The organism is Vibrio sp. ZOR0018 (assembly GCF_963865925.1).
GTDB lineage: Bacteria > Pseudomonadota > Gammaproteobacteria > Enterobacterales > Vibrionaceae > Vibrio > Vibrio anguillarum.
On sequence record NZ_CAWMCN010000107.1, the window covers coordinates 152070 to 174247 of the forward strand.

Annotated in this window: 14 protein-coding genes and 1 pseudogene; 4 read left to right on the forward strand and 11 right to left on the reverse strand. The window is 45.2% G+C overall.

From position 1 onward, the window contains the following. Positions 1-95 precede the first annotated feature (95 nt). A complete protein-coding gene (locus AACR75_RS08785) occupies positions 96-3014 on the reverse strand; it encodes an alkaline phosphatase family protein (RefSeq protein ID WP_047687780.1) in 2919 nt (972 codons plus the stop codon). Between the two features lie 233 nt (positions 3015-3247). Here AACR75_RS08785 and AACR75_RS08790 point away from each other — a divergent pair, with 233 nt between their 5' ends. After that, positions 3248-4804, forward strand: coding sequence for a methyl-accepting chemotaxis protein (locus AACR75_RS08790; protein ID WP_047687781.1), 1557 nt, complete (start codon positions 3248-3250; stop codon positions 4802-4804). A gap of 37 nt (positions 4805-4841) precedes the next feature. Here AACR75_RS08790 and AACR75_RS08795 read toward each other — a convergent pair whose 3' ends face one another. The 8 genes from AACR75_RS08795 to AACR75_RS08830 all read right to left on the reverse strand — a co-directional run bounded on the left by AACR75_RS08795 (position 4842) and on the right by AACR75_RS08830 (position 15508). Then, positions 4842-5855: a LacI family DNA-binding transcriptional regulator gene (locus AACR75_RS08795; protein WP_026027775.1), complete on the reverse strand. Its 1014-nt coding sequence runs from the start codon at positions 5853-5855 to the stop codon at positions 4842-4844. A 63-nt stretch (positions 5856-5918) separates the two neighbouring features. Then, complete coding sequence (locus AACR75_RS08800) at positions 5919-8519, reverse strand: glycoside hydrolase family 3 protein (RefSeq protein ID WP_047687782.1); 2601 nt, start codon at positions 8517-8519, stop codon at positions 5919-5921. After that, positions 8519-9613: an ABC transporter ATP-binding protein gene (locus AACR75_RS08805; protein ID WP_017046900.1), complete on the reverse strand. Its 1095-nt coding sequence runs from the start codon at positions 9611-9613 to the stop codon at positions 8519-8521. Before AACR75_RS08805 ends, AACR75_RS08800 begins: the two co-directional genes overlap by 1 nt. A gap of 80 nt (positions 9614-9693) precedes the next feature. Then, a complete protein-coding gene (locus AACR75_RS08810; RefSeq protein ID WP_017044900.1) occupies positions 9694-10560 on the reverse strand; it encodes a carbohydrate ABC transporter permease in 867 nt (288 codons plus the stop codon). Between the two features lie 4 nt (positions 10561-10564). Beyond that, on the reverse strand, positions 10565-11551 hold the full coding sequence (locus AACR75_RS08815; RefSeq protein ID WP_013868154.1) for a carbohydrate ABC transporter permease: 987 nt from the start codon (positions 11549-11551) through the stop codon (positions 10565-10567). Between the two features lie 95 nt (positions 11552-11646). Next, the gene (locus AACR75_RS08820) at positions 11647-12894 is read right to left on the reverse strand and encodes an extracellular solute-binding protein (protein WP_047687783.1); all 1248 of its coding nucleotides are present in this window, start codon (positions 12892-12894) and stop codon (positions 11647-11649) included. Between the two features lie 30 nt (positions 12895-12924). Further along, positions 12925-13932 carry a LacI family DNA-binding transcriptional regulator gene (locus AACR75_RS08825; protein WP_017050242.1) on the reverse strand — a complete coding sequence of 336 codons (1008 nt, stop codon included), beginning with the start codon at positions 13930-13932 and terminating at the stop codon, positions 12925-12927. A gap of 337 nt (positions 13933-14269) precedes the next feature. After that, on the reverse strand, positions 14270-15508 hold the full coding sequence (locus AACR75_RS08830; RefSeq protein WP_047687784.1) for a carbohydrate porin: 1239 nt from the start codon (positions 15506-15508) through the stop codon (positions 14270-14272). Between the two features lie 460 nt (positions 15509-15968). On the opposite strand from AACR75_RS08830, the gene AACR75_RS08835 reads away from it, so the two are divergent. From AACR75_RS08835 to AACR75_RS08845, 3 genes are all read left to right on the forward strand, one after another. Then, complete coding sequence (locus AACR75_RS08835) at positions 15969-17303, forward strand: MATE family efflux transporter (protein ID WP_047687785.1); 1335 nt, start codon at positions 15969-15971, stop codon at positions 17301-17303. A gap of 99 nt (positions 17304-17402) precedes the next feature. Next, positions 17403-18032 carry a hypothetical protein gene (locus AACR75_RS08840; RefSeq protein ID WP_047687786.1) on the forward strand — a complete coding sequence of 210 codons (630 nt, stop codon included), beginning with the start codon at positions 17403-17405 and terminating at the stop codon, positions 18030-18032. Continuing rightward, positions 18010-18747 carry an MBL fold metallo-hydrolase gene (locus AACR75_RS08845; RefSeq protein WP_013868161.1) on the forward strand — a complete coding sequence of 246 codons (738 nt, stop codon included), beginning with the start codon at positions 18010-18012 and terminating at the stop codon, positions 18745-18747. The genes AACR75_RS08840 and AACR75_RS08845 overlap by 23 nt, the downstream gene beginning before the upstream one ends. 42 nt (positions 18748-18789) lie before the next feature. On the opposite strand, the gene AACR75_RS08850 is transcribed toward AACR75_RS08845, so the two are convergent. Beyond that, positions 18790-20034 (reverse strand): MDR family MFS transporter, encoded by a 1245-nt coding sequence (locus AACR75_RS08850; RefSeq protein ID WP_047687787.1) that lies wholly within the window; start codon positions 20032-20034, stop codon positions 18790-18792. Positions 20035-20290: 256 nt separating this feature from the next. Beyond that, positions 20291-21922, reverse strand: a pseudogene (locus tag AACR75_RS08855) (methyl-accepting chemotaxis protein). Positions 21923-22178 lie beyond the last annotated feature (256 nt).

Consider the following 22178-nt stretch of genomic DNA (forward strand, 5'->3'; position numbering starts at 1 on the left):
GCTGCAATCGAAGCCAATGAAACAAGCGAACGTTCTTCACTCAATAGAGCCTAACGCTCACTTATTTCATTGGCAGTCATAACGGCCAACTCTCGCTAGCGAATATCCAACTGTTTAAGAACCGATGGATAACCCCACCCATCTTCACCAACTTTAACTTCGTCTCCCGTTAAATAGTGATAAAGAGTGGGCGCAAGTGAGCCATTTTCGACTGAACCGAGCGGCGTGGCTTGATTGCCAATTGGACTCCCCCAAAAACCGATAAAAGCATCTTTTTCTAGATAGCTTTCACCCGCATGACGCCCCGGAACTTTAGTATTAAAGCCAACGCCCTCTTTAGGAAATAGGTTAATGGTGCCCGCACGGTCGTCTTCATAAATAGCAGCGAGCTGATTAACCGAATCTGGACGGGGCGTAAAACGTGTTAACTCTCTCCACTGCGCACTTGAGCACCACGTCTCAACTTGATTCGCTTTAGCGTGATAAACGCAACGTTCGACGAGTTGTGCATAATGTTCTAGCTCGTCAGATGAAGGAGGCGACAAATAAGCATTTAGCTGCTGAACGCCAAGCAGCAATGGCTGTTCCGATTTAGCAAAATAGCGCAGTTTATCACCCTTTTTTTCAATCCATTCATCCACTCGTTTACCTTGCCGCTCGCCAACCAACCGTACAGAACAGTCCGTTAAATCACATGGTTTTTCTCTCACAACTAAATAATCTAGGCTTTCAGCAAGTCGCGCTACGGTTTCATCGATCACATCAACCTGCTGCCCTGGCTTAGAATGGATCGGTTGCCAACGGATCAACTCTTGATAAACCGGTTGAACTTCCCATCCAGCTTCTGCATTAAAGAAATCCATCATAAAATTTCCACCCGCAGTGGAAGCGACGACCACATCAATCCCTTTGTTTGACGGCGCGTTAATCGCATTCGTCATTTTTGGCCCTTCTCCCTCATCCGATGAGATTTTCTTCACCTTGAGTTTTATTCCCAGTTGTGACGCTAGCGGTTCAAAGATCTGTTTTTCTGGGTTGAGGGAGAAATAAACAGGAGCTAAACCATGATCGCCAGCCATGCCCCATAACGTGCGGTCATATACTCCCGCGTCTTGATAGGTTGCTTCTATTTGCGCTAGCCAGTAATCGAGGCGGTTTAGTTCCCCAGTAGGCATGATGACTTCATCGCTGAATGGGCCGCTAAAATGAGCAAAATGATCCGGCCATGGATTATAAATCAGCGTATAGTCGGGCATTCCTTTCAGTTCTTTTTGTGCAAGTTGTTTCAACTGGTGAGCAAGCACTTGATGGCGAGTCCAGCGAGTATAAAAATCCCACTTGCTTATCTGCTGATAGCGCGAGACCTCTTCAACTAATGTCGCTCGCAACTGTTGAAGTTCACGTTCGACAATCGCGCGCTCTTTCAGCTCACGCACACACCGCTTTTCACCAAAATCACGTAATGCCTCACCCGCCCCCAAATTCACTAAACCATCATAAGTGGTGTGAGCATTCCAATCGTATTGTGCATTGCAGTTGAGGGTGTTGAGGTAAGCGAGGCGATCAAACATCGTTTGTACTTGGTTTTTAACCAGTAAGCGATCAAGCTGCAGTGCATCATTACCAAAAAAGTAATAAGCTCGGTCGGTTGGGCGATCAACAAAGTGGAAATTGGGTATGCCAGTACCACCTTGGCCGGACACCTTAGCTCCTGTTTTTATGATCGGTAGATTACGCACACTGATCGTTGGTGTTGATGAAATGCCCACTTGAGTAATAGAAGCGCGATGATCACGATACAAGCGTTTAAAAAACGGCAAGTAATGTGGATCGTGATAAGGCTGCTCAGCCAATATCTGCATGAAACGTACTTGCTGCTGATGTTCGGGTTGAACCACCGCCATTGAAGAGGGCTTAGTGCTCAATCGATTGTTGTGATCTTGGTGAGCTTTGCGGATAAATGGCTTACTCGGGTCAACCAAACCTTCGATCAGCCCTTGTTGCAAACCATCCACGGTGATCTGCACTGCCATACGACGTTGTTGCTGAGAGCGGAGAAACGCAATCAATGCTTGAGGATCATCATCAAGTGCTTTTTGTAACCAGGAATTTAGTGCTTGTTCACGCTCTTGCTGATAGACAAATTGGCGGTAGCCTTTTAATACGTTCATACGCACAAAATCAATCAAAGTAACCGTGATTGCCTCTGCTTTGTTGTTCACACGTGCTGTATTTTCTGGCTTTGCATCTTCTAATACCCCAAAAAGGGCTTGCTTCATCTCTCCTTCATCCATCCCATTAGCAGCCTGACTAATAATTTGGATCACTATCGGTTGGATTTTATTAATCAGTAATCGATCGGGTTCACTTGACGTCAGATATTGATAGTGATCCGGCAATCTCTCAAGCTGTTGCCACTCACCAATTTCAACCAAGGCATCATACACAGTCACCATGGCCGCAATAAATTGGGCATCCACTTTAATCCCTTCATGATGCCCTTGATCTTTAATATTTTCTTTTTGTTCACTCACCACCTCTTCCCCATAATGGTAGAGGCTATGCTCGAATCCCTTTAAAACCTTTGCGTCATAAACAGCACTTAAATACTGTTTAAATACATCATCATTTTCTAACCCCGTATAACGATCATAATATTGATATAAAAAATAGCCCAGCGGGATGGCGTAAGTTGGGTTAGAAATTTGTGCAATAACGCGAGCTTTTGTTTTTGCATCTAAAGGCAACATAAGGATATAGCTATCGAGTGTTACCCCGGCGATGGTAAATAAGGTCGAATCACGGGCAAAGCGCGTTGAATAGCTTAAAGACGACGCCATTTGATTTTTCAATATTTGCGCCGAATTGAACAGCCCGCCAACCACAGGCGCATCACTGATAGCAGCGAAAGAGGTTGATGAAAGTAAAGAAGTTAAGAGTAACGCGATGGGTTTTAGCCGCCCAAAAGAATAAAATATCATACTGTTTTCCCTACAGTTATTGCATGCGCACATTGTGGCAAGCTTACTCGTAAGGTCAAGCCGTAAGTTATATTTACGTTATAAATCGGCCATATGTCCACATCAAAAGTAATGATACCAATTAGGTATTCTATACTGGTTAATTCTATTGCGTTCTTAGCGATTTGAATCTATAACAGTGGAAACAAAAATAATAAATAACACCCTCATCTAACGCTAGGAAACTTGGCTTAATTTGTTTTTAACTTATTTAATTCGAGGTAATCATGCGTACCAACCAACCTGTCACACAAAAAGAAGTCAAGTTTCCACCTAGCTATAACTTATTATCGGTCACTAAACCAAGCAGCCATATCACTTATGCCAGTAAAGAGTTTTGTGAAGTGGCGGGCTACTCATTAGAAGAGCTTATCAACCAGCCTCACAACCTAGTTCGTCACCCAGACATGCCAGCAGAAGCGTTTAAAGATATGTGGGAGCATTTAAAACGCGGCCAATCTTGGATGGGTATCGTCAAAAATAGATGTAAAAATGGCGATCATTATTGGGTTGATGCGTTTGCTTCTCCGATAGTCGAAAATGGCAAAACGGTTGAGTTTCAGTCGGTACGTTTGTGTCCAAGTCGAGAACACATCACCAACGCAGAAAAAATCTACGCGCAGCTTAAAGCAGGCAAAACACCCAGGCAGTTAAAGCTGCCTCGGACTCGCCTGTGGCAACGTTTGGCCATCGCCTTAGTTCCGATTGCAGGCATCAGCTTTGTGGCTGACACTCTTCTTCCGGGAATAGGCTTAGTATTGATGTTATTACTGTCCATGGTTGCAGGTTATTATTTAACTCGCCGTTTAGAATCGCTCAGTGCCGAAGCACGCAAGATATTTGATAACCCACTAATGGAATTGGTGTATAACGGCCATATTGATGACATTTCTGAAATCAAACTTGCGTTAAAAATGCGCCAATCCGAACTCAATGCTGTGGTGGGACGCATTCAAGATTCAAACCAACAAATTGGTGAAGCGGCCAATTCATCTTCAAAAAACTGCAAAACAACTGCGACCAATTTAGAAGGTCAAACACGAGAAACAGAACAAGTTGCCGCCGCGATCAATGAAATGCACTCTACCGCGAATGAAATTGCACAAAATGCGCAAAGTGCATCAGACGCAACAGAGAAAGCAAAATTGGCCGCCGAAGAAGGTATGGATTCGGTAAAAGATACATTGAATGCAATGCAACAGCTCGCAACCCAACTAGACAGCGCTTCATCGGTTGTCACACAATTGGCAGACCACGGAAAAACCATTGGCCAAGTGTTAATTGTGATCCAATCTGTCGCTGAGCAAACCAACCTGCTTGCACTTAACGCCGCTATTGAAGCTGCTCGGGCTGGCGAGCAAGGCCGTGGATTTGCGGTCGTCGCCGACGAAGTTCGCACCTTGGCACAACGCAGCCATGAGTCCACTAAAGAGATCCAAAATGTCATTGCGCTGATTCAAACCAGCACCCACCAAGCTGTCGATGCGATGCATGAAGGCGCACAGTTATCTAAATTATGTGTTAATAGTGCTAATGTCTCTGGCGATAAACTCAATATGCTACTTACACAAGTGATTGATATTACGGATAGAAATAAACAAATTGCCACCGCCGTAGAAGAGATGGCACGCGTGACTGAAGATATGAATTCAAGCGTTCAATCGATCAGTGATGTCTGTGTTGCGACCAATATTTTGGCCAGTGATACACGAGATGAATGTGAGGATTTAGTGGTAAACCTTAGCTCTCAAGGCACATTAGTTCGCCAATTCCGACGGTTATAATTTCATGTCCGACTAGCCCTCTAACGAGGGCTTTTTATTAACGGTAGATAGACTTTGTGGACTCTCGCACAATTAAATCGATAGGGGGTAACCTAGCATCGTGCCTCTCACCACTGAGCAAGTTGAGAATGGAATGCGCACACACCGCACCGATCTCTTCAATTGGTTGGCGCAATGTCGTTAGGGCCGGAGTGAAATACTGAGAGACAGGTAAGTCATCAAAACCAATCACTGAAACATCATCTGGCACTCGCACTCCGTGGTCAGTTAACGCCTTAATGGCACCATAAGCCGTTTGATCATTAGCAGCAAAAATCGCCGAGAAATGGACTTTCGACTGCAACAGTTCAACCGTCTTTTCATACCCACATTCAGAGCTAAAGTCACCTTGTTTAATGAGTTTAGGCATAGGCTTAATTCCCGCTTCACGAAGCGCTTTTTGGTAGCCAGTGAAACGGGCGGTTGAATCAGGCTGATTAGCGAGCCCTTTTATATGAGCAATGTTCACGTGCCCTAATTGCAATAGGTGCAAGGTGGCAATATAACCGCCGAGTACATTGTCCACATTAATGCAACGTACATTATTACTAACAATTTGATGGCCGACAGCAATGATGGGAATCGATTGAGCATATTTGAGGATTTGATCGCTTTTTAAACTGCCTGTCACTATGATCATTCCATCGACATTGCTTCTAGCAAGATACTCCAGTGCATGTGCTTCCAAGTTTTTCTGCCACTGACCTGTGGCAATCACCAGTGAATACCCTTGGGTCATTAATACCTTCTCCATGTCATTCAGAATTCGACTGGTGTGAGGGCTCTCTGCGTGCTGCACTAATACACCAATAGTCATCGAACGCTTATTGCCTAGATGACTGGTTGGGTAACTAGGTTTGTAGCCAAGGGTTTTAATTGCACGTTCAATATTTTGGCTTTTTTCATCCGATACGTAAGTTGTGCGATTCAAAAAACGAGAGACAGTGCTTGCCGAAACTTCGGCAAGCTTAGCGACATCATAAACAGTGGGTGCTTTCTTTGATTTTCTCATGGCGATGTTTGGCCCTTTAGAAGCACTCCTTCTCCACACAGAGAAGGAGTCTATCGTTTCTTTTTACTGTGTATCCCAACATATATTGGCGATCACAAATTGACACTCACCATTAGTAAATAATGAGAAGGGCGTGTCGAGATGAGTAAAACTTAATCCCTGCTCTGAGAAATGTGAACAAGCAATGTTCACGCGCGTAAAGCTATCATTGATGGTGGAAAAGTAGTGGCTGACGTCCACTTTAACCACGTTATCAATATCCCCCAAACATCCAGGAACAACGGCGCGTTGCAGTGCCAAATAAACAGGTTCTGTTGCCGCTCTGAGCACTTTAATCTCAAAACTGACCACACCATGCGCATTATCGTAATGGCTGAAATCTTCCGCTTGCCCTAGCCCCGTTTGCGCATAAACCATTGCTCCCCCCCCCAGAATTTCTACCTCAACGGCATCTTGCTGCTGCTGGTAGTTATACGGCTTAGTTCGGACAGCACCGAGTTTCATCACGTTGTTGCGTGAGACATCCACGCCCATCCAATGTTCAGCATCCGACACTTTAAGTTGATAATCGCCTATCGTCGCCATAATGCCATACAGATGCTCTGCACGTGTTGCTTGCCATTTTGCTTCTTCTGAGTCGATATCTAAATCAAGGTTATCAAAATCTCGAGTTTGTTTTTTTTCAGCGTAATTAAGCCCATAACCGTATTCAAATAAAGGAGCATGTTCCCCAACCGGAGACTGCTCACATTCAGGCACGACATAGTTGGGAATATGAGGAGGAATACGGTTCACACAGGTGCTGCGCTTTTTATTCGGCCAACTGAATGACAAGGTACCAGTGAAGTCGATATTAACTTCACCATTCTCTTTAGCCACTAAAACATCAGTAATGCCACGTCCTTCGCTGCCGGGTAAAAATGCCGCAACAAAAGCATCAGACAAGGATATTTCTTCATTGACAAACAGTGGACGACCGCTAAAGAAAATCGATACCACTTTTACGCCGCGCTTATGAAATGCTTTGATTTTTTCGCTATCTGCTCGGTAGCGACGTTTCAAGGTTGAAAACTCCAAAGATTGCCACGCTTTAATGTCACCCATCATTTCAGAATAAGGATCTTCACCAAACACCACAACCGCAATATCACCCGCTTGCCAATCACCTGTTAATTCTGGATCGTAGCAAACATTATCTATGCCCAATTCGGCTTCTAACGCCATTTTCACTGTGGTGGCTCCGGGGAAATCGGCTAAGTTATTTTCATCCCCTTGCCAAGTGAGGTTCCACCCGCCCGCTTGCTTTTGCAAATCATTGGCACCGCTGCCCGTTAACACAACCTTGCACCCACGTTTGAGCGGTAAAATACCCTTGTTATTTTTCAACAGTACCATCGATTGCTGCACGGCTTGGCGAGCGATAGCACGATGTTCAGAGCAACCAATCAGTGACTGCTGACCAGCCAAAGCTCGCGCTGAAGGATGCGGTTTTTTCCATAAACCCGCGCGCATTTTCACCCGTAAAATACGCGTCACAGCATCATCAATTCGGCTCTGGCTCAGTACTCCACTTTTTGCATCGCTCACCGCCTGACGATAGGCCGATTGCCAATGCTCACGGATAGGGATCATTAAAATATCGTTACCCGCATTGATAGCGTAAGTCGCATTACCATCGGTACATTTACTGACTTCAGAATGACCATGCCAATCGGTTACAACTAATCCATCAAAGCCCATTTGATCTTTCAAAACATCAGTGAGTAGGTACTTACTGCCATGAATTTTGAGGTTGTAATCACCTGAAATGTGCGGTGCGTGATCGTAGTTCGCTTGGTTATCCCACGAATTAAATGAAGACATCACCACTTGCGCACCGGCATTAAGGCCACTGAAATAGCCCATGGCATGCACGTTACGCAGCAGATCTTCACTGTAAGTATTGCTGCCGCGATCAACACCATTCACTGTGCCGCCATCGCCCACCCAATGTTTGACGTTTGAGATCACATGATGCTCACCTTGTAAGTCAATGGCGTCACCTTGCAAACCTGCGACCATTTCACTGGCATAAACATAAGTCACTTCGGGGTCTTCAGAGTAACCTTCATAGCAGCGCCCCCAACGCAAATCACGAGGGGTGGCTACGGTTGGTGCAAAGGTCCAATCAATACCCGTCGCGGCGATTTCCAGCGCGGTAATACGGCCAATTTTGCGAATTAAGGCAGGATTGCGCGCGCACCCCAACCCAATATTGTGCGGAAATACGGTTGCACCAAAGACGTTATTGTGGCCGTGTACTGCGTCAGTCCCCCACATAAACGGAATATGAAATGGGCGACCTTCATAAGCTTTTTCTGCGGCAAACCAGTATTCATCTGCTTTCGCTACCCATTCACTGGCTGGTGCATGTTTATTGCTGTTTGGCCAAGAGCCACCACCATTGAGTACCGTACCAATCTTATAATCGATGATTTCTTGCGGCGTAATATCGCGGATTTCTGGTTGGATAATCTGGCCAATTTTTTCTTCTAAGGTCATCAACCCTATGATTCTTGCTACTTGCTGTTCAATTTCAGGGTCAGCTTTGATTGCTGATTCTATTTTGGGCCAAACGTCGAAATAAGGGGCTTGCTTTATTATTGTCATCGTCTTGTTCACCATTAAAAACTGGCCAATGAGTTTTCACTCAGCGCATCAAAAATATGAATCGCATCTAGGTCGAGATAGAGTGTAACCTTCGTCACCTCTACCTCTGCCGCTTGGGTTTCCACCATCAAAGGCTGGCCTGCAACATGGGTTTTCAACAAAATACTCGCACCGAGCAACTCTTTATCTTTGAGCGTAACGGCGATTGGCAAGACGCGTTCATGGTTAACTTGTTCTGCACGTAAGTGAATATCGGTGGGACGAATACCGACATGCAATGCGAGGTTTTTAGACGCATGCGCTTTAAATCGCTCGGGAAGCGGGATAAAGATGTCACCCAGTTGGATAAGCCATTCGCCATCTTGCTGGATAAGTTGTGCATCAAGCATGTTCATCGAAGGGTTACCAATAAACTGCGCCACAAATTTGTTCGCCGGGCGTTGAAACACCTCTGTTGGCGTACCGACTTGCGCAACATAGCCATCTTTGAGGATCACAATGCGATCAGCGAGCGTCATGGCCTCAATTTGATCATGCGTAACATAAATAGTGGTGGTTTTAAGCTGACGATGTAACTGCTTGATCTCTTCGCGCATCACACCACGAAGTTTGGCATCTAAGTTAGAAAGTGGCTCATCAAACAAGAACACTTTTGGCGTACGCACCATGGCACGCCCCATCGCCACGCGTTGGCGTTGACCGCCGGATAACTCTTTAGGCTTACGCTCAAGGAGCGGGTCAAGCTCTAACATTTTTGCCGCTTTACGCACTTCCTTATCGATTTCAGTTTTTGGCATGCCTTTTAACTTCAATGCAAACGCGATGTTTTCATACACGCTCATATGTGGGTAAAGCGCATAACTTTGGAACACCATCGCTAAGTCTCTATCTTTGGCATCTACGTTATTCATCCACTTGTCACCAACGTAAATATCACCGGCCGTAATCGACTCCAGCCCCGCCAACATGCGTAATGTGGTTGATTTTCCGCAACCCGATGGGCCAAGAAATACCACAAACTCACCATCATTCACCGTGAAATCAAAATGCCTAACAACATCCACATGACCAAACGACTTCTTAATGTTCTTAAATTCAACTTTTGCCATAATTTTTCTCCTTCACACTGCGCCTTCTTTCAACAAAACCACGCCAGCATGAGTAACTAAAATGAGGGATTGAAGGCTAATCAGCCTTTTACTGCACCGGATGTTAAGCCGCTTATCATCTGTTTGGACGCAAAGAGATAGATAGTCACCAGTGGCAATATAGAAATGGTGGTGCCAAGCATCACCGCACCCCAAGGCGTATTTGGAATGCCTTGCACGCTACGTAACGCCTGAGTAATGACGTAGTTTTCTGGCGATGTGAGCACCACTAACGGATTCATAAAGCTGTTCCAGAAAAAGACAAACTGTACAATCGCCAGAGTTGCCAATGCAGGTTTCATCAACGGCAAAACAACGCTCCAGTAAGTACGAAACTCTCCCGCGCCATCGAGTTTGGCCGCTTCTAATAACTCTTTAGGAATAGAGGCCATCACGTGTTGGCGCATTAGAAAAATCCCGAACGGAGTAGTGGTAAACGGCAGCCAAACTGCCATGTGGTTATCCATCAAACCCAGAAATTTCACGATCATAAAATAGGGGATCAAGCTCAAGACGGGTGGGATCATCATGGAAGCCACCAACATGCCAAATAGCGCGTTCTTACCTTTGAACTGAAACACAGCAAACGCGTAACCGCCCATACTGCAAAACAACAGTGAGATAGTGGTGCCTAAAAAGGCAATGTAGATAGAGTTAAACATCGCCTGCCAAAACGGCATAATCTGCAACAGCTTTGCATAGTTAATGGCTAAGCTATCCCCAATGGCAAAGCTGATGCCTGAACCGAAGATTTCCGTACGATCGCGCGTTGACAGCAGCGCCGACCACAAAAATGGGAAAACAGTGATCAACGCCGAGACAATCAATACAACCGCCAGTAGCGCCATCATTACTTTAGTGATGAGTTCAATGCTGCGATCACTGAGTTTTAAAGCGTGGATTGACATGCTATTACTCCCCCAACCCTTTTTTACCAAAGAAGAAAAACTGAATCGCAGTACAAGTTGCAATCAGCGCAAACAGCAGCCAAGAAATAGCGGATGCCGTGCCCATCTCTAGCCACTCCCAACCCACTTTGTAGAGATACATTGAGATGGTTAAGCCTGCTTGGCCTACGCCTCCGGTGCCGCGCGTTAATACAAACGGTTCTTCAAACAGTTGTAAGTTGCCAATGATGGTCATGGTGACGGCAAAGAAAACGAAAGGGCGAATCATCGGCAGTGAGATATTCCAAAAACGGCGAAAAGCGTTAGCGCCATCCATCCGCGCGGCCTCTAAAATTTCTTTGGGAATGGTCATTAAACCTGTGGTGTACAACACGATGTTAAAACCGGTGTATTTCCAAAAAACCATGATGGCAATCGAGGGTTTGATCATGTTGGCATCATCTAACCAACGGATAGGCTGATACTCATTAAGCCAAGAAAATGCCCAGCCAAAGACACTGCTATCAGCTAAAGCCATTAAGCTTTGATTGATGATGCCCGAATTGGGTGAATACATATTGAAGAAGATGAGCGACGCCGCCACCGTTGAGGTAATGAATGGCAAAAAATAAGCGGATGTCAGCCAATGACGCAGCCGATCGCCCAATGAAACCAAAATATAGGCCACTGGAATAGCCACTAAATGTTGAGCGACGCCCGAGGTTATCGCCAACCACAATGTATTGCTTAATGAACGCCACAACCAAGGGTCGGTCAATGCAACTTGGTAGTTATCAAATCCCACATAATTCATGGCGGCAACCCCTTCGACGGGGTTCCACGCATGGAAAGAGAGATAGACAGAAAACAGGAGAGGAAAAACTCCAAAAACAGAAAAAATAATCAAAAACGGCAATAGAAACCCGTACGGTGTAAGCGCTTTCAAACTCAGGTGAGAAAAAAAACGTCGACCCGATGGCGCTTGCACAGCGTTGCTCGTAACGTGATTCATAATAACGACCTCTTAGGCATAACATCATGCCTTCTATAACTTACGCTTAGTGAACCACCAGCACCGCTGGCGGTTCTTTTTTAATGATGACCGTGCTATTGCATATTACGGGTACGACGCTGAATTAAACGTTCTGCATCTTTCAGTGCGGCTTTGATGTCTTTGCCTTCATCCAACACTTCCATCAGTGCATTTTCTAAGATGATAGAACGAGCCACATGGTCGCCTTTCGCAGGCGCGACTGGTTTGATGTTTTTTGCCACATTCGCAAACAACAAACGCGCTTTTTGACCACCTAGAAATTCAATTTCTTCATTGAACATTGGGTCATCGTAAGTCGTGACATTAGAGGGGAACGCGGCAATCGTTTCGAACGCTTTAAGCTGCACATCACGGTCGGTTGTCATGTACTCAATCAGCTTCCACGCGTCATCTTGATGTTTTGACTGAGTAGGGATTGAGAGAAATGAACCACCCCAACTGCCGTAAATACCATCAGGAAGGTTTGATACGGCCCATTTGCCTGCTGTATCTGGCGCAATCCAGTTTTTCAGATGTCCGAGTAACCACGCACCAGAAAGCTGAGTGGCAAAAGTACCGTTACGGAAACCTTCATACCATTCGTTAGACCATGCCAAAATTCGGCCATCTAGCCCTTTTTCACGAATCGTTTTTGCCACTTCAAATGCATGTACAAAACGTTCGGAAGTGACGACTGAATTTCCCTTACTATCAAAATACAATCCTTCGCCGTCAGGAACCGTGGTAAAAATGATCGCTTGTGCTACATCAGCGGCGGATGCAATCAGCTGTACGTTTTGTTTCTTCAATATTTCACCGGCTTTGATGTAAGAGTCCCAATCTTTTATCGCTTGATTGATGTCAATCCCCGCCTTTTCAAACACATCGGTTCGGTAGTACATCACGCCTGGGCCAAGGTCGACAGGAATGCCATACATATGGCCATCGCCACCCTTGCCTTGTGCCCAAGCATAAGGTGCGAAACGGTCTTGGAATTTGTCCGCGCCATATTTTTCCGACAAATTGACTAAGCCACCGGAGGCAACAAAGGGGCCAATTTTCTCTACATCAACCACAATCACATCCCCCGCTCCGGATCCTGTGGCAAGGTTCGTCGTCAGCTTGGTGTGGTGGTCGCCGTGGTTATTCATTAAATAGTCAACCTTGATACCACTCTTTTGTTCAAAGTCCGGCAATAAGACTTTCAAACTGCTATCAAAGTCGGGGAAACCGTCTAAACGGATGGTGTGGTCGGCAGCATATGTAAGCGAAGAAAATCCTAAAGCCACGGCGCTTGATAGCACTAAGGTCTTAAATTTCATGATTCATCCTTAATATCTTTATTGTTAGGTTTATAGGGTGTTGAGTAAATTTTTGACGGAGTCTCGTATCACCAACGAAGGGGATAATTTGAAGTTCACGTCGCGTTTGTTTTTGTGCAGCTTTTGAATAACGAGCTGAACCGCTTCTAAGCTCATCTGTTCAAGAGGGAAATTCACGGTCGTTAACGCTGGGGTGAGGTAACGCGCGAATAAAATATCGTCAAATCCAACCAAGGATATGTGTTGTGGTATTTGCAACCCGACACGGCGCAACTCTTCAAATGCACCAAATGCCATATGATCGTTTGAAGCAAATACGGCGCTAAATTCACAGTGACGCATCAGTAATTTGCGCATCGCTTTGACGCCGGATTCTTCGGTAAAACCAGCTTCAGACACGAGCGCTTCTTCATAGTCAAGCCCAGCCTCTTCCAACGCTTTTCGGTAGCCTTGCAAACGGCCTCGCGCATCAGATTTATCCAATGGCCCAGTAATACAAGCAATTCGTTGATGACCCTGACTGAGTAAATACTGTGTCGCCAAAAAGCCACCTATCTCGTTATCAATGTCGATACAGCTGCTGGCCATTTCAGGAATAAAACGGTTCACTAGCACCAAATGAACCCCTTGTTGATCCAATTCAATCAAGTAGTCATCGGTTAGATGTTGAGTATGGAGAATTAATGCATCGACTCGGCGACCTAGCAGAAATTGCACCGACTCTTTTTGCCCTTGCTCGGTGTTCGAGCCTGCCGTCACGACGACGTGGTAGCCAAACTTACGCAATTGCTCTTCAATGTTGTGCAAAATGCTTGAATAAAAAGGGCCCCCTAATTCCGGTACTATGATGCCGATGCTCCCCGTACGGCTTGAGGCCAGTGCTTGAGCAATAGAATTGGGGCGGTAACCAAGATCTTTAATCGCCTTTTCGACTCTGAGTTTTTTATCGTGGCTAACACGGCTAGTTCCATTAATCACCCGCGACACCGTCGCTTGCGATACACCTGCATGATCAGACACATCTTTAATTGTCGCCACTCTCGCCTCACAACATTACTGACAAAACCAACAAGAAACCGCTTTCATGAGCTAGTATTCAAGATATCCCCTCGCTTTAGCGTGAGAGAAATCACATCGAACTAGGCACACAAATGACAATTATCTAAACATTGAAAGCCACAACAGTTTCCCAAGCAGCCATGAAACTGTTTCATGGCAATCGGAAGAGAGAAAAAGATGGTGGCCGATTACCGTAAATAAAAAAGGGCCACTAATGTGGCCCGAAAGCGTAAGTGTATCGCTGGAGGTTAAAAACCACGGCAGGCATCGAGCGAGCCGTGAAAAAAGAATGGACAGTTAATGATCAAATATGGGGTTACCACCACGCTTCCCACATCGCGCCAATCGTTACCGTATCTGGGTTACTTGCGGCTTTAAATAGGCCGTCTTTGTCGATCACAGTTTCGTTATCGGCATCACCCAAAGTGGCATAGAAACGGAGCATTGGTCGAGCGCCTGCACCTTTACCAAACGAAATGTTCTGCGATAGTGTCACTTTCCAAGAAGAGTTGGTGGCGTCGATGTTGTCAAAATCTACAACATCATAGCCAGCTTCTAACCACGTTGAGTTGGTCTCATCCCAAAAATACATCGGGCGGACCAACACGTTGTAGTTAGTACGGTCATACTGTTTGTATGCGCCATCTTCGTAGGCTTGATAAGCCGCTAAGTATTCGATCGCCGCATTGTCTCCCAGCGCCTTACTCCCATCAAAGCTCACCAACAACGCTGATTGATTCTCCGTTTTCCAAAAAACACTGTCTTTGGCGTTATCAGCATAACGCACCACCAAACGGTCATCCCCAAACTTCAATTCACCCGCCACTTGAAACGCGTTGAGTTTTTTGGCCGTTGGATCCGAATTATCATCAAAGCCGTAGTTAGCATAAATGCTGAGATTGGTTGTATCAGAAAATTGAATGCCGTGGATTTTGGTGGTCAATGCGTAATTACCATCTGGATGATCGCTAGGAGAAGCCCCCGTTGCACTAACGACACTGGCGTCGAATTTAATGCCTCCTAGATTAAGGTTGTAGAAACCACCACCTTGCCCATCATGCGTCATCCAAAAATAGTCGTTCAAATTCGTTGAAATACGTTGGTGAAAGTCTCGACCAGCCCATACGTAAAGTTCAGGTTGGCTTTCAAAAATGTTGGTTCCGCCAGCGTAAGCTTTAGGCACACCCACCTCATCACCCCAATGGTTGAACATCACCACCACATCCCAAATAGCACCGCTGTCACTGACGAATCCTTTACCAAATTGGAACTCACCACCGTTACCTTCGTTTCCTAAACGGCCTGTTGAGTTACCGTTTAAACGGCCATTGGTTTCAACCAGTTTGACATCGCCATTTTGGTAGGCTGCGCCATAACGAGCATAACCAGAAAATACGATACCCGCGGGAACGTTTATATCTGGTGTCAGCACCAGTGGTTGTTGATCTTGATCCAACACCTCAGGATTTGGCATTGGATCGTTGGCAAAAGAAGGAGCAGAAGAGAGTACGGCAGCCACAGCTAGGTATAGAGGTAGAAGCTTATAATTTTTCATGTTAAGTCCTATTAATCACTTGGTTTGTTTTTGTTCTGTGGTCAGTTTAAAAAATGAAACAAGTGAAAATTAGGTGTCGCTTCACAGCGCGCTCGACTGCTTTTGGCGATGAAACTGAGGAAGACCGTTATTGTTATTTTTTATTAACACCATCAATACATTAAACGAAAATTGATTCACAAAACAGAAATGAAATCGGTTTCATTTCATAGAAATAGGACGAGTTCATCACGAGATTAACGCTCAAGAATTCACCAAATGGCTAGGTTTTTATGAAATATTTCATCAATATGATGATTTTCATGTCATTGCACGGAACAACTCGATGGGGATGAACGTCGCTCTCTTCACGTATAGCTGTTAACATACTCAACGCACATAACGTACAAACCATTCTGAGCTTGTTTTTCACCGCAGAGGCCACATATTAAAACCTCTACCCATATAGTTGAGCCGAGCAATGTCAAACACCACTCCGTTATCTCCACCTTCACTCACGCGCCAACTCTTGCAAATGACTTGGCCGATGATGTTTGGTGTGCTGTCCCTCATGAGCTTCCAACTGGTCGATAGTGCGTTTATCGGCCAACTTGGCGTGTTACCCCTTGCCGCGCAAGGGTTTACATTACCCATTCAGATGATCATTATTGGCCTTCAGGTTGGGCTTGGCATTGCGACCACAGCGGTGATTGCTCGCGCATTGGGTGCGAACCAAATTCGCTACGCGAAGCAGCTTGGTGGGTTAGTCGTCACTATTGGCAGCATTGGGGTTGCTCTGTTTTCAGTGATTATCTATTTACTGCGTCACCCCATCTTAGCGCTACTCAGCGCTCCTGAATCTGTGTATCAGATCGTCGACAGCTACTGGATTTATTGGTTAGTCAGTGCTTGGGTGGGCGCGGTGCTGTACTTTTTATACAGCCTGTGTCGAGCCAATGGCAATACCATGTTGCCGGGTACTATGATGATGGTCACCAGCATTTTAAACCTGATTTTAGACCCTATTTTTATCTTCACTTTTGATTTGGGTATTGAAGGCGCGGCGCTGGCGACTATTTTAGCCTTTGGGATTGGCGTGTTCGTGGTTACGCCCAAAGTGTCGAAAAGGCACTGGATGCTGTTTGATTGGTCAGATTTGGATGTAGGGAAAAGTATTCGCTCTATCAGCCATATCATGGGGCCGGCCATGATAAGCCAGCTTCTTCCACCGCTTTCTTCGATGCTGGCAACCAAACTATTGGCCAGTTTCGGCACCGCAGCTGTCGCGGCATGGGCGTTAGGATCTCGTTTTGAGTTTTTTGCGATGGTAGCAATATTGGCATTAACTATGTCGATGCCACCGATGGTGGGTCGTTTGCTTGGCGCATGCCAATTACAAGACATTCGAAAATTGGTTCGTGTTGCGTGCCAATTTATTCTTGGGTTTCAGCTCATCATCGCCGTAGTGACCTATCTATTATCCGGCCACCTTGCAGCGCTGATGACCAGCGAACAAAGTGTCGAATCCATTTTGCACTGGCACTTAATGATCGTGCCAATCAGTTTAGGGCCGCTTGGTATCTGCATGTTAATGGTCTCGGTTTCTAATGCGTTGGCAAAATCATACACAGCCTTAACCATTTCCGCGCTGCGCCTGTTTGTGTTCTTCTTGCCCTGTTTATGGGTTGGCGCTCAAATAGCGGCACTGCATGGCCTGTTTATCGGGGCGTTGGTCGGTAACATCCTCGCAGGCCTTGCCGCGTGGGCGATGTACCAACGTGCACTTCGGCAAGTTGAGCAGCAGAAAAACCATTGAGTTTAGGTAACACAGAGCCAAAACGAGCAATCTAGTCTCAAAAATATGAATCTGGTCTATAGTTAACACACGTTAAGTTGATGAATATTTTCGATAACTATGGACAACAAACCGGTTTTCGTAATTGCGGCGGAAGTGGCAGCAGAGCTAAACCAAAGCGTACTCATTGCAAAAAAATTACTGCTTGTCGCCAGCAATGCCAGAGCTCTGGCTCTGCGTGCGGGCGAAAGTGCCGCAGGTTTTCGGCCAATTACTGATTCGATTGATGATTTAGTCCGCGTCACGCTAGAGGCGTCGCACACCATCAACTTGAAGGCGCAGCGTATCAGCCAACTCGCAACTGCAAGGACTCGTGCACGCGCTGCGCTTGAACGTTTTGAAAATGTGTATATACAAGCGCATAACGCTCGGCATTTACACAGTTTGGATGCCGTACATCATCAAAACCAAGAGGAATATAGCAAACTCAGTCACAGTTTCTACTCTGAAGCTCAAAACCTGCACGAGTTATTGCAAACCTTATACGACAACCTGCGCATTGCACAAATCATCTCGATCATGCTGAGCGTGGAAGCCTCTCAAGCAGATGAGCGATATCAAGCTCAACTGCAAAGCATTGCGAATAACGTCGCTGAACTGGCAAAAGAAATTCAAGCTCACGTCATGCTATCGCTCAAAACATTCTCTCTCTTTTCTCAGGTGAACTATGCAATCAAAAATACTATTTGAACGCGGCCATCATCGCTGGGTGATGTTTGCTCGCGATCCAAACAAACCAGAAAAAATCATTGATACCAACCAATATATGATAGTCAATCGTGATCAAGCGATATTGCTAGACCCCGGTGGCATTGAACTGTTTTCGGCGATGCTCGGTTGCGTCGTGAAAGAAGTGCCGATTGAACATATCAAGCATCTTTTTGCCTCTCACCAAGATCCAGATATCATCTCTTCCCTCGGTTTATGGGATAAAGCACTGCCCAGTGCAACATTACATTCACCTTGGTTGTGGGAAGGGTTTATCCGCCATTTTGGTATGGAGTCAATTCAATTCTCCCCCATCAAAGATGAAGGTGGAAAAGTGTCCTTATCAGGTCACGACCTGCACTTTATCCCAGCACATTACATGCACTCTTCTGGTAACTTTTCGGTTTACGACCCTGATGCAAAAATATTGATGTCTGGCGATATTGGTGCCGCGCTCGACAGCCCTAACGCCTCTTTTTTTGTAGAAGATTTTCAAAGCCATATTCCAAAAATGACTTATTTTCATCAACGTTGGATGCCATCTAACCGCGCCAAAAGTGATTGGATTGAGCGAGTCAGCCAGCTGGATATTGAGATGATGTGTCCGCAACATGGCGCTATTTTTCGGGGCGATGATGTTCAACGATTTTTGGAATGGCTAGATAAGCTGGAAGTTGGCGTAGCGATAAAAAAATAGCGATGTTAAGGCTCTCGATGAGAGCCTTACAAAAAGAACAAATTAAGCTTGAGTAATGGGTTCACGCTCGACCGTATCGGGCTGATGCTCTGCGACCCAGTAAAGCCAAATCATCACTAGGCACAGCACAAAGCAAAGGCCAAACAGCCAATTTGAATTGAGGTATCCAATCACCGCCCCCCCAACCAGTGGCGCAATCGCAAAACCTAACGAATAAAGCGCGGCGGCACCAAAGTAAGAACCACGCAAATGGGCGGGAGCCATGCGGTCTATTTGTACGTTTAAGGTTGGAAAAGCAATGACTTCGCCCATACTCAAAACAAAGCAAGCGAGCGCCCAACCAATCGGTAAATCTGCAGGGGTAAACAGAAAGCCGAGTTGCGCAAGCCCCATCAATAACATGCCGATCCGAGTTCGTACAAACAGCGGGACGTTTTCCAACCACTTCAGCATTGGGAACTGGAAGATGATAATGGTCATGGTATTTACCAGCACTAACCCTGCGACAATTTGCGCTGCATCGGCGGCACTGGTGCGTACAATCACTTGTGGAATAGACGATTCTACCTGCCCATAGATGAACATCATGATGAAGTTCGCCACCATCAACTTCACAAAAATATTATCTTTACTGATCACTCTTAGCGTCGAAGAAAAATTAGGCAAACCAGAGCGATCGGGCTTGGTGTAGCGCCCTTTACGTTCAATACCGAACAGCAGCCAAAAACCAAACAATAAATACGTGCCGCCGGTAAAGAAAAAGAGAGTTTGTGGGTGAGAAAGCCCAAACGTAATCCCAAGCAGTGGCCCAATGGCACCACCTAGATTGAGTAGGAAATAGCGGATGTTGAGCGCCAGCTCGCGATCTTTCAAATTCGGCAAGTTATCACCAATCACTGCTTTGCCCGGCGCTTCAATCATTGGTCGCATTAAACCAGTAAGGACAATAAGCACGTAAAACTGCCAGATTTGATCAGCCACACCAATGCCACTGTAGGCAAATGCAGCCATCACACTGCCAAGAACCATCACCCACTTGCGACCAAATTTGTCGGAAAGATACCCTGAATACAACCCAGTAATTGCTCCTACAACAGCAGAGGTCGCCAGCATTCCACCCACTTCAATCGGCGATGCACCATAATCTTGGTAAAGAAACACGATCAAAAATGGCCATGCCATGAAAAAACTGGTACGAGCAATCAATGTTCCGGTTAATACCGTCCACACTGAAAAATTAAACCTTTTTACCCTTTCTAAACGAAATAAGCTTTCCTCTTTCGCCATAAAAACACTCCTTACTTTCAGCCACTTGACCATGCGTTCACACGATGAACATCACATTTCTAGTTCTTATTGGGTCAATATATGAAGATAATGTTAATAAAGATAGTGTTTTTTATACGAGGGAGATCGAATCATAAAAACAAACAGATAACCCCAAAAAACCTAGTTATTTCGGATGGTTAGATATTCTTTGATTCATAAAAAAACCGCATAACCTTTCGAGTTATGCGGTTGAGACTAGGAAATAGTAGTCGATTTATAGTTTGAAGAAGGCGAGCTGCGCTTTTTGCTTCTCGGCCAATTGTGACAGTTCGGCACTGGCACTGGCGCTCTGGCTGATACCCGTTACGTTTTGATTTACAAGCTCAGACATATTAACCACGTTACGGTTAATATCTTGCGTGACTTGCGACTGCTCTTCTGCCGCAGTCGCCACTTGGGTATTTGAATCATTGATGTCTGAAACCGATTCCGTGATCCCAACAAGTGCATCATTTGCTCGTTGCGTTAACTCACCGTTACGCGCAAGCATCTCAATGCTGGTTTGCATACTATCGTTTGCAAGAATCGATTGGCTTTGCAGCTCTTCAATGATAACTCGAATCTCTTTAGTTGAACTCTCAGTACGTGCAGCAAGCATGCGAACTTCATCAGCCACGACCGCAAAACCACGACCAGTCTCACCTGCACGTGCCGCTTCAATAGCCGCATTCAGTGCCAATAAGTTGGTTTGCTCAGAGACACCTCGGATCACTTCAACGACATCGTTGATCTGCTCTGATTGCTCTTTTAGACGCAGAACTACGCTCGCAGCATGATTCAGCGCTTCTGACATTTGTAAGCTCGCTTGGGCGCTCTCTTTAAAAATAGCTAAGCCTGATTTAGCAAGTTCATCCGCTTCGCGAGCGGTTGAATCAGCGACCGTTGCGTTATCACTCACGTTGTTTGCTGTGCTCGCAAGTTCATTCACCGCCGAAGCAACTTGTTCAATTTCACTCAACTCTTGTTGTGCATTTGATTCTGCTTGCGTCATCACCGCAGCCAGCTCGGTTGAAGCTGACGCCACTTCTTCACTAATACGATTCAGATGGTCAACGGTAGCATGTAACTGAGAGGCCGTCGTATTGACATCTTTACCCAGCATTGCGACCTCGTTTTTACCATCAACATCTAAACGAATGGTTAAATCGCCTTGCGCTAATTCACGCATCACAGCTTGCAGCTTCTGAATCGGAGCCACAATCATATTTGAGAGGATCCAAGCCACCACAAGAGATAACGCAAGCACAGACAGTACAGTAAACATCGCAGTGTTCATTGCGCTCTGTTCATGTGCTGCAATTTTATCCAATGCTTGATCTGCCTGCTGCTTAACTTTTTTACTCAGGTCAGAAACAGCGCTGAGCATATCATGACCTGTTTCTCTAAATTCGGAAATGTATGACATGTATTCAGTTTCAGATACAGCGCCTTGATCATACCGTTCCAATAATGCCAACATTTGGTTTGAAAGAGTTACGTATTAATCCACACGGCTAAGAATATGAGAAACATCACCTTGATATATTGACTCTTTTTGCAAATTTTTCAGTTGTGTGGCAATGTCATTTTTCGTTTGTTTTAACTCGAGTGGAAGCTCCTTACGATAGCGTGGGTCAATAATCGAATACAGTGCATTAATGCGCATCAAGTTAATATCATCGACTACAAATACGGACAATGTCTCCTCATTTTCTTGAACGGTACTTCTTACAGCCGTAGCCTCAAACTGATCATGCTCTAAATTATTTTTTGTAATCCACAGAGCGACTACTAAGGCAAATGTGGTAATTAAAACAGGAAGCAGTACCTGAACTCGGATAGGCAAATCTTTCAGTGAAAAGTGCATAAATCTCTCTAAAATGTAGCGGTGGCCATAAAACCAAAAGGTAATGCACTGTAATTTATGCTATATGAAAGCGACTAATGAATATTTATAAAATTATAAATAAAGAACAAACTCAATAAAAACAAACAACTAGAGTTGACAAAGTGATTCTTTTCATCTTTTTTTACAAATTGATATAAAAATGACCACTCGATGAGTGGCCATTAAACCATTAACAATATTTCAAAAATCACCCAATAAGGTTATTTTCTAAGCG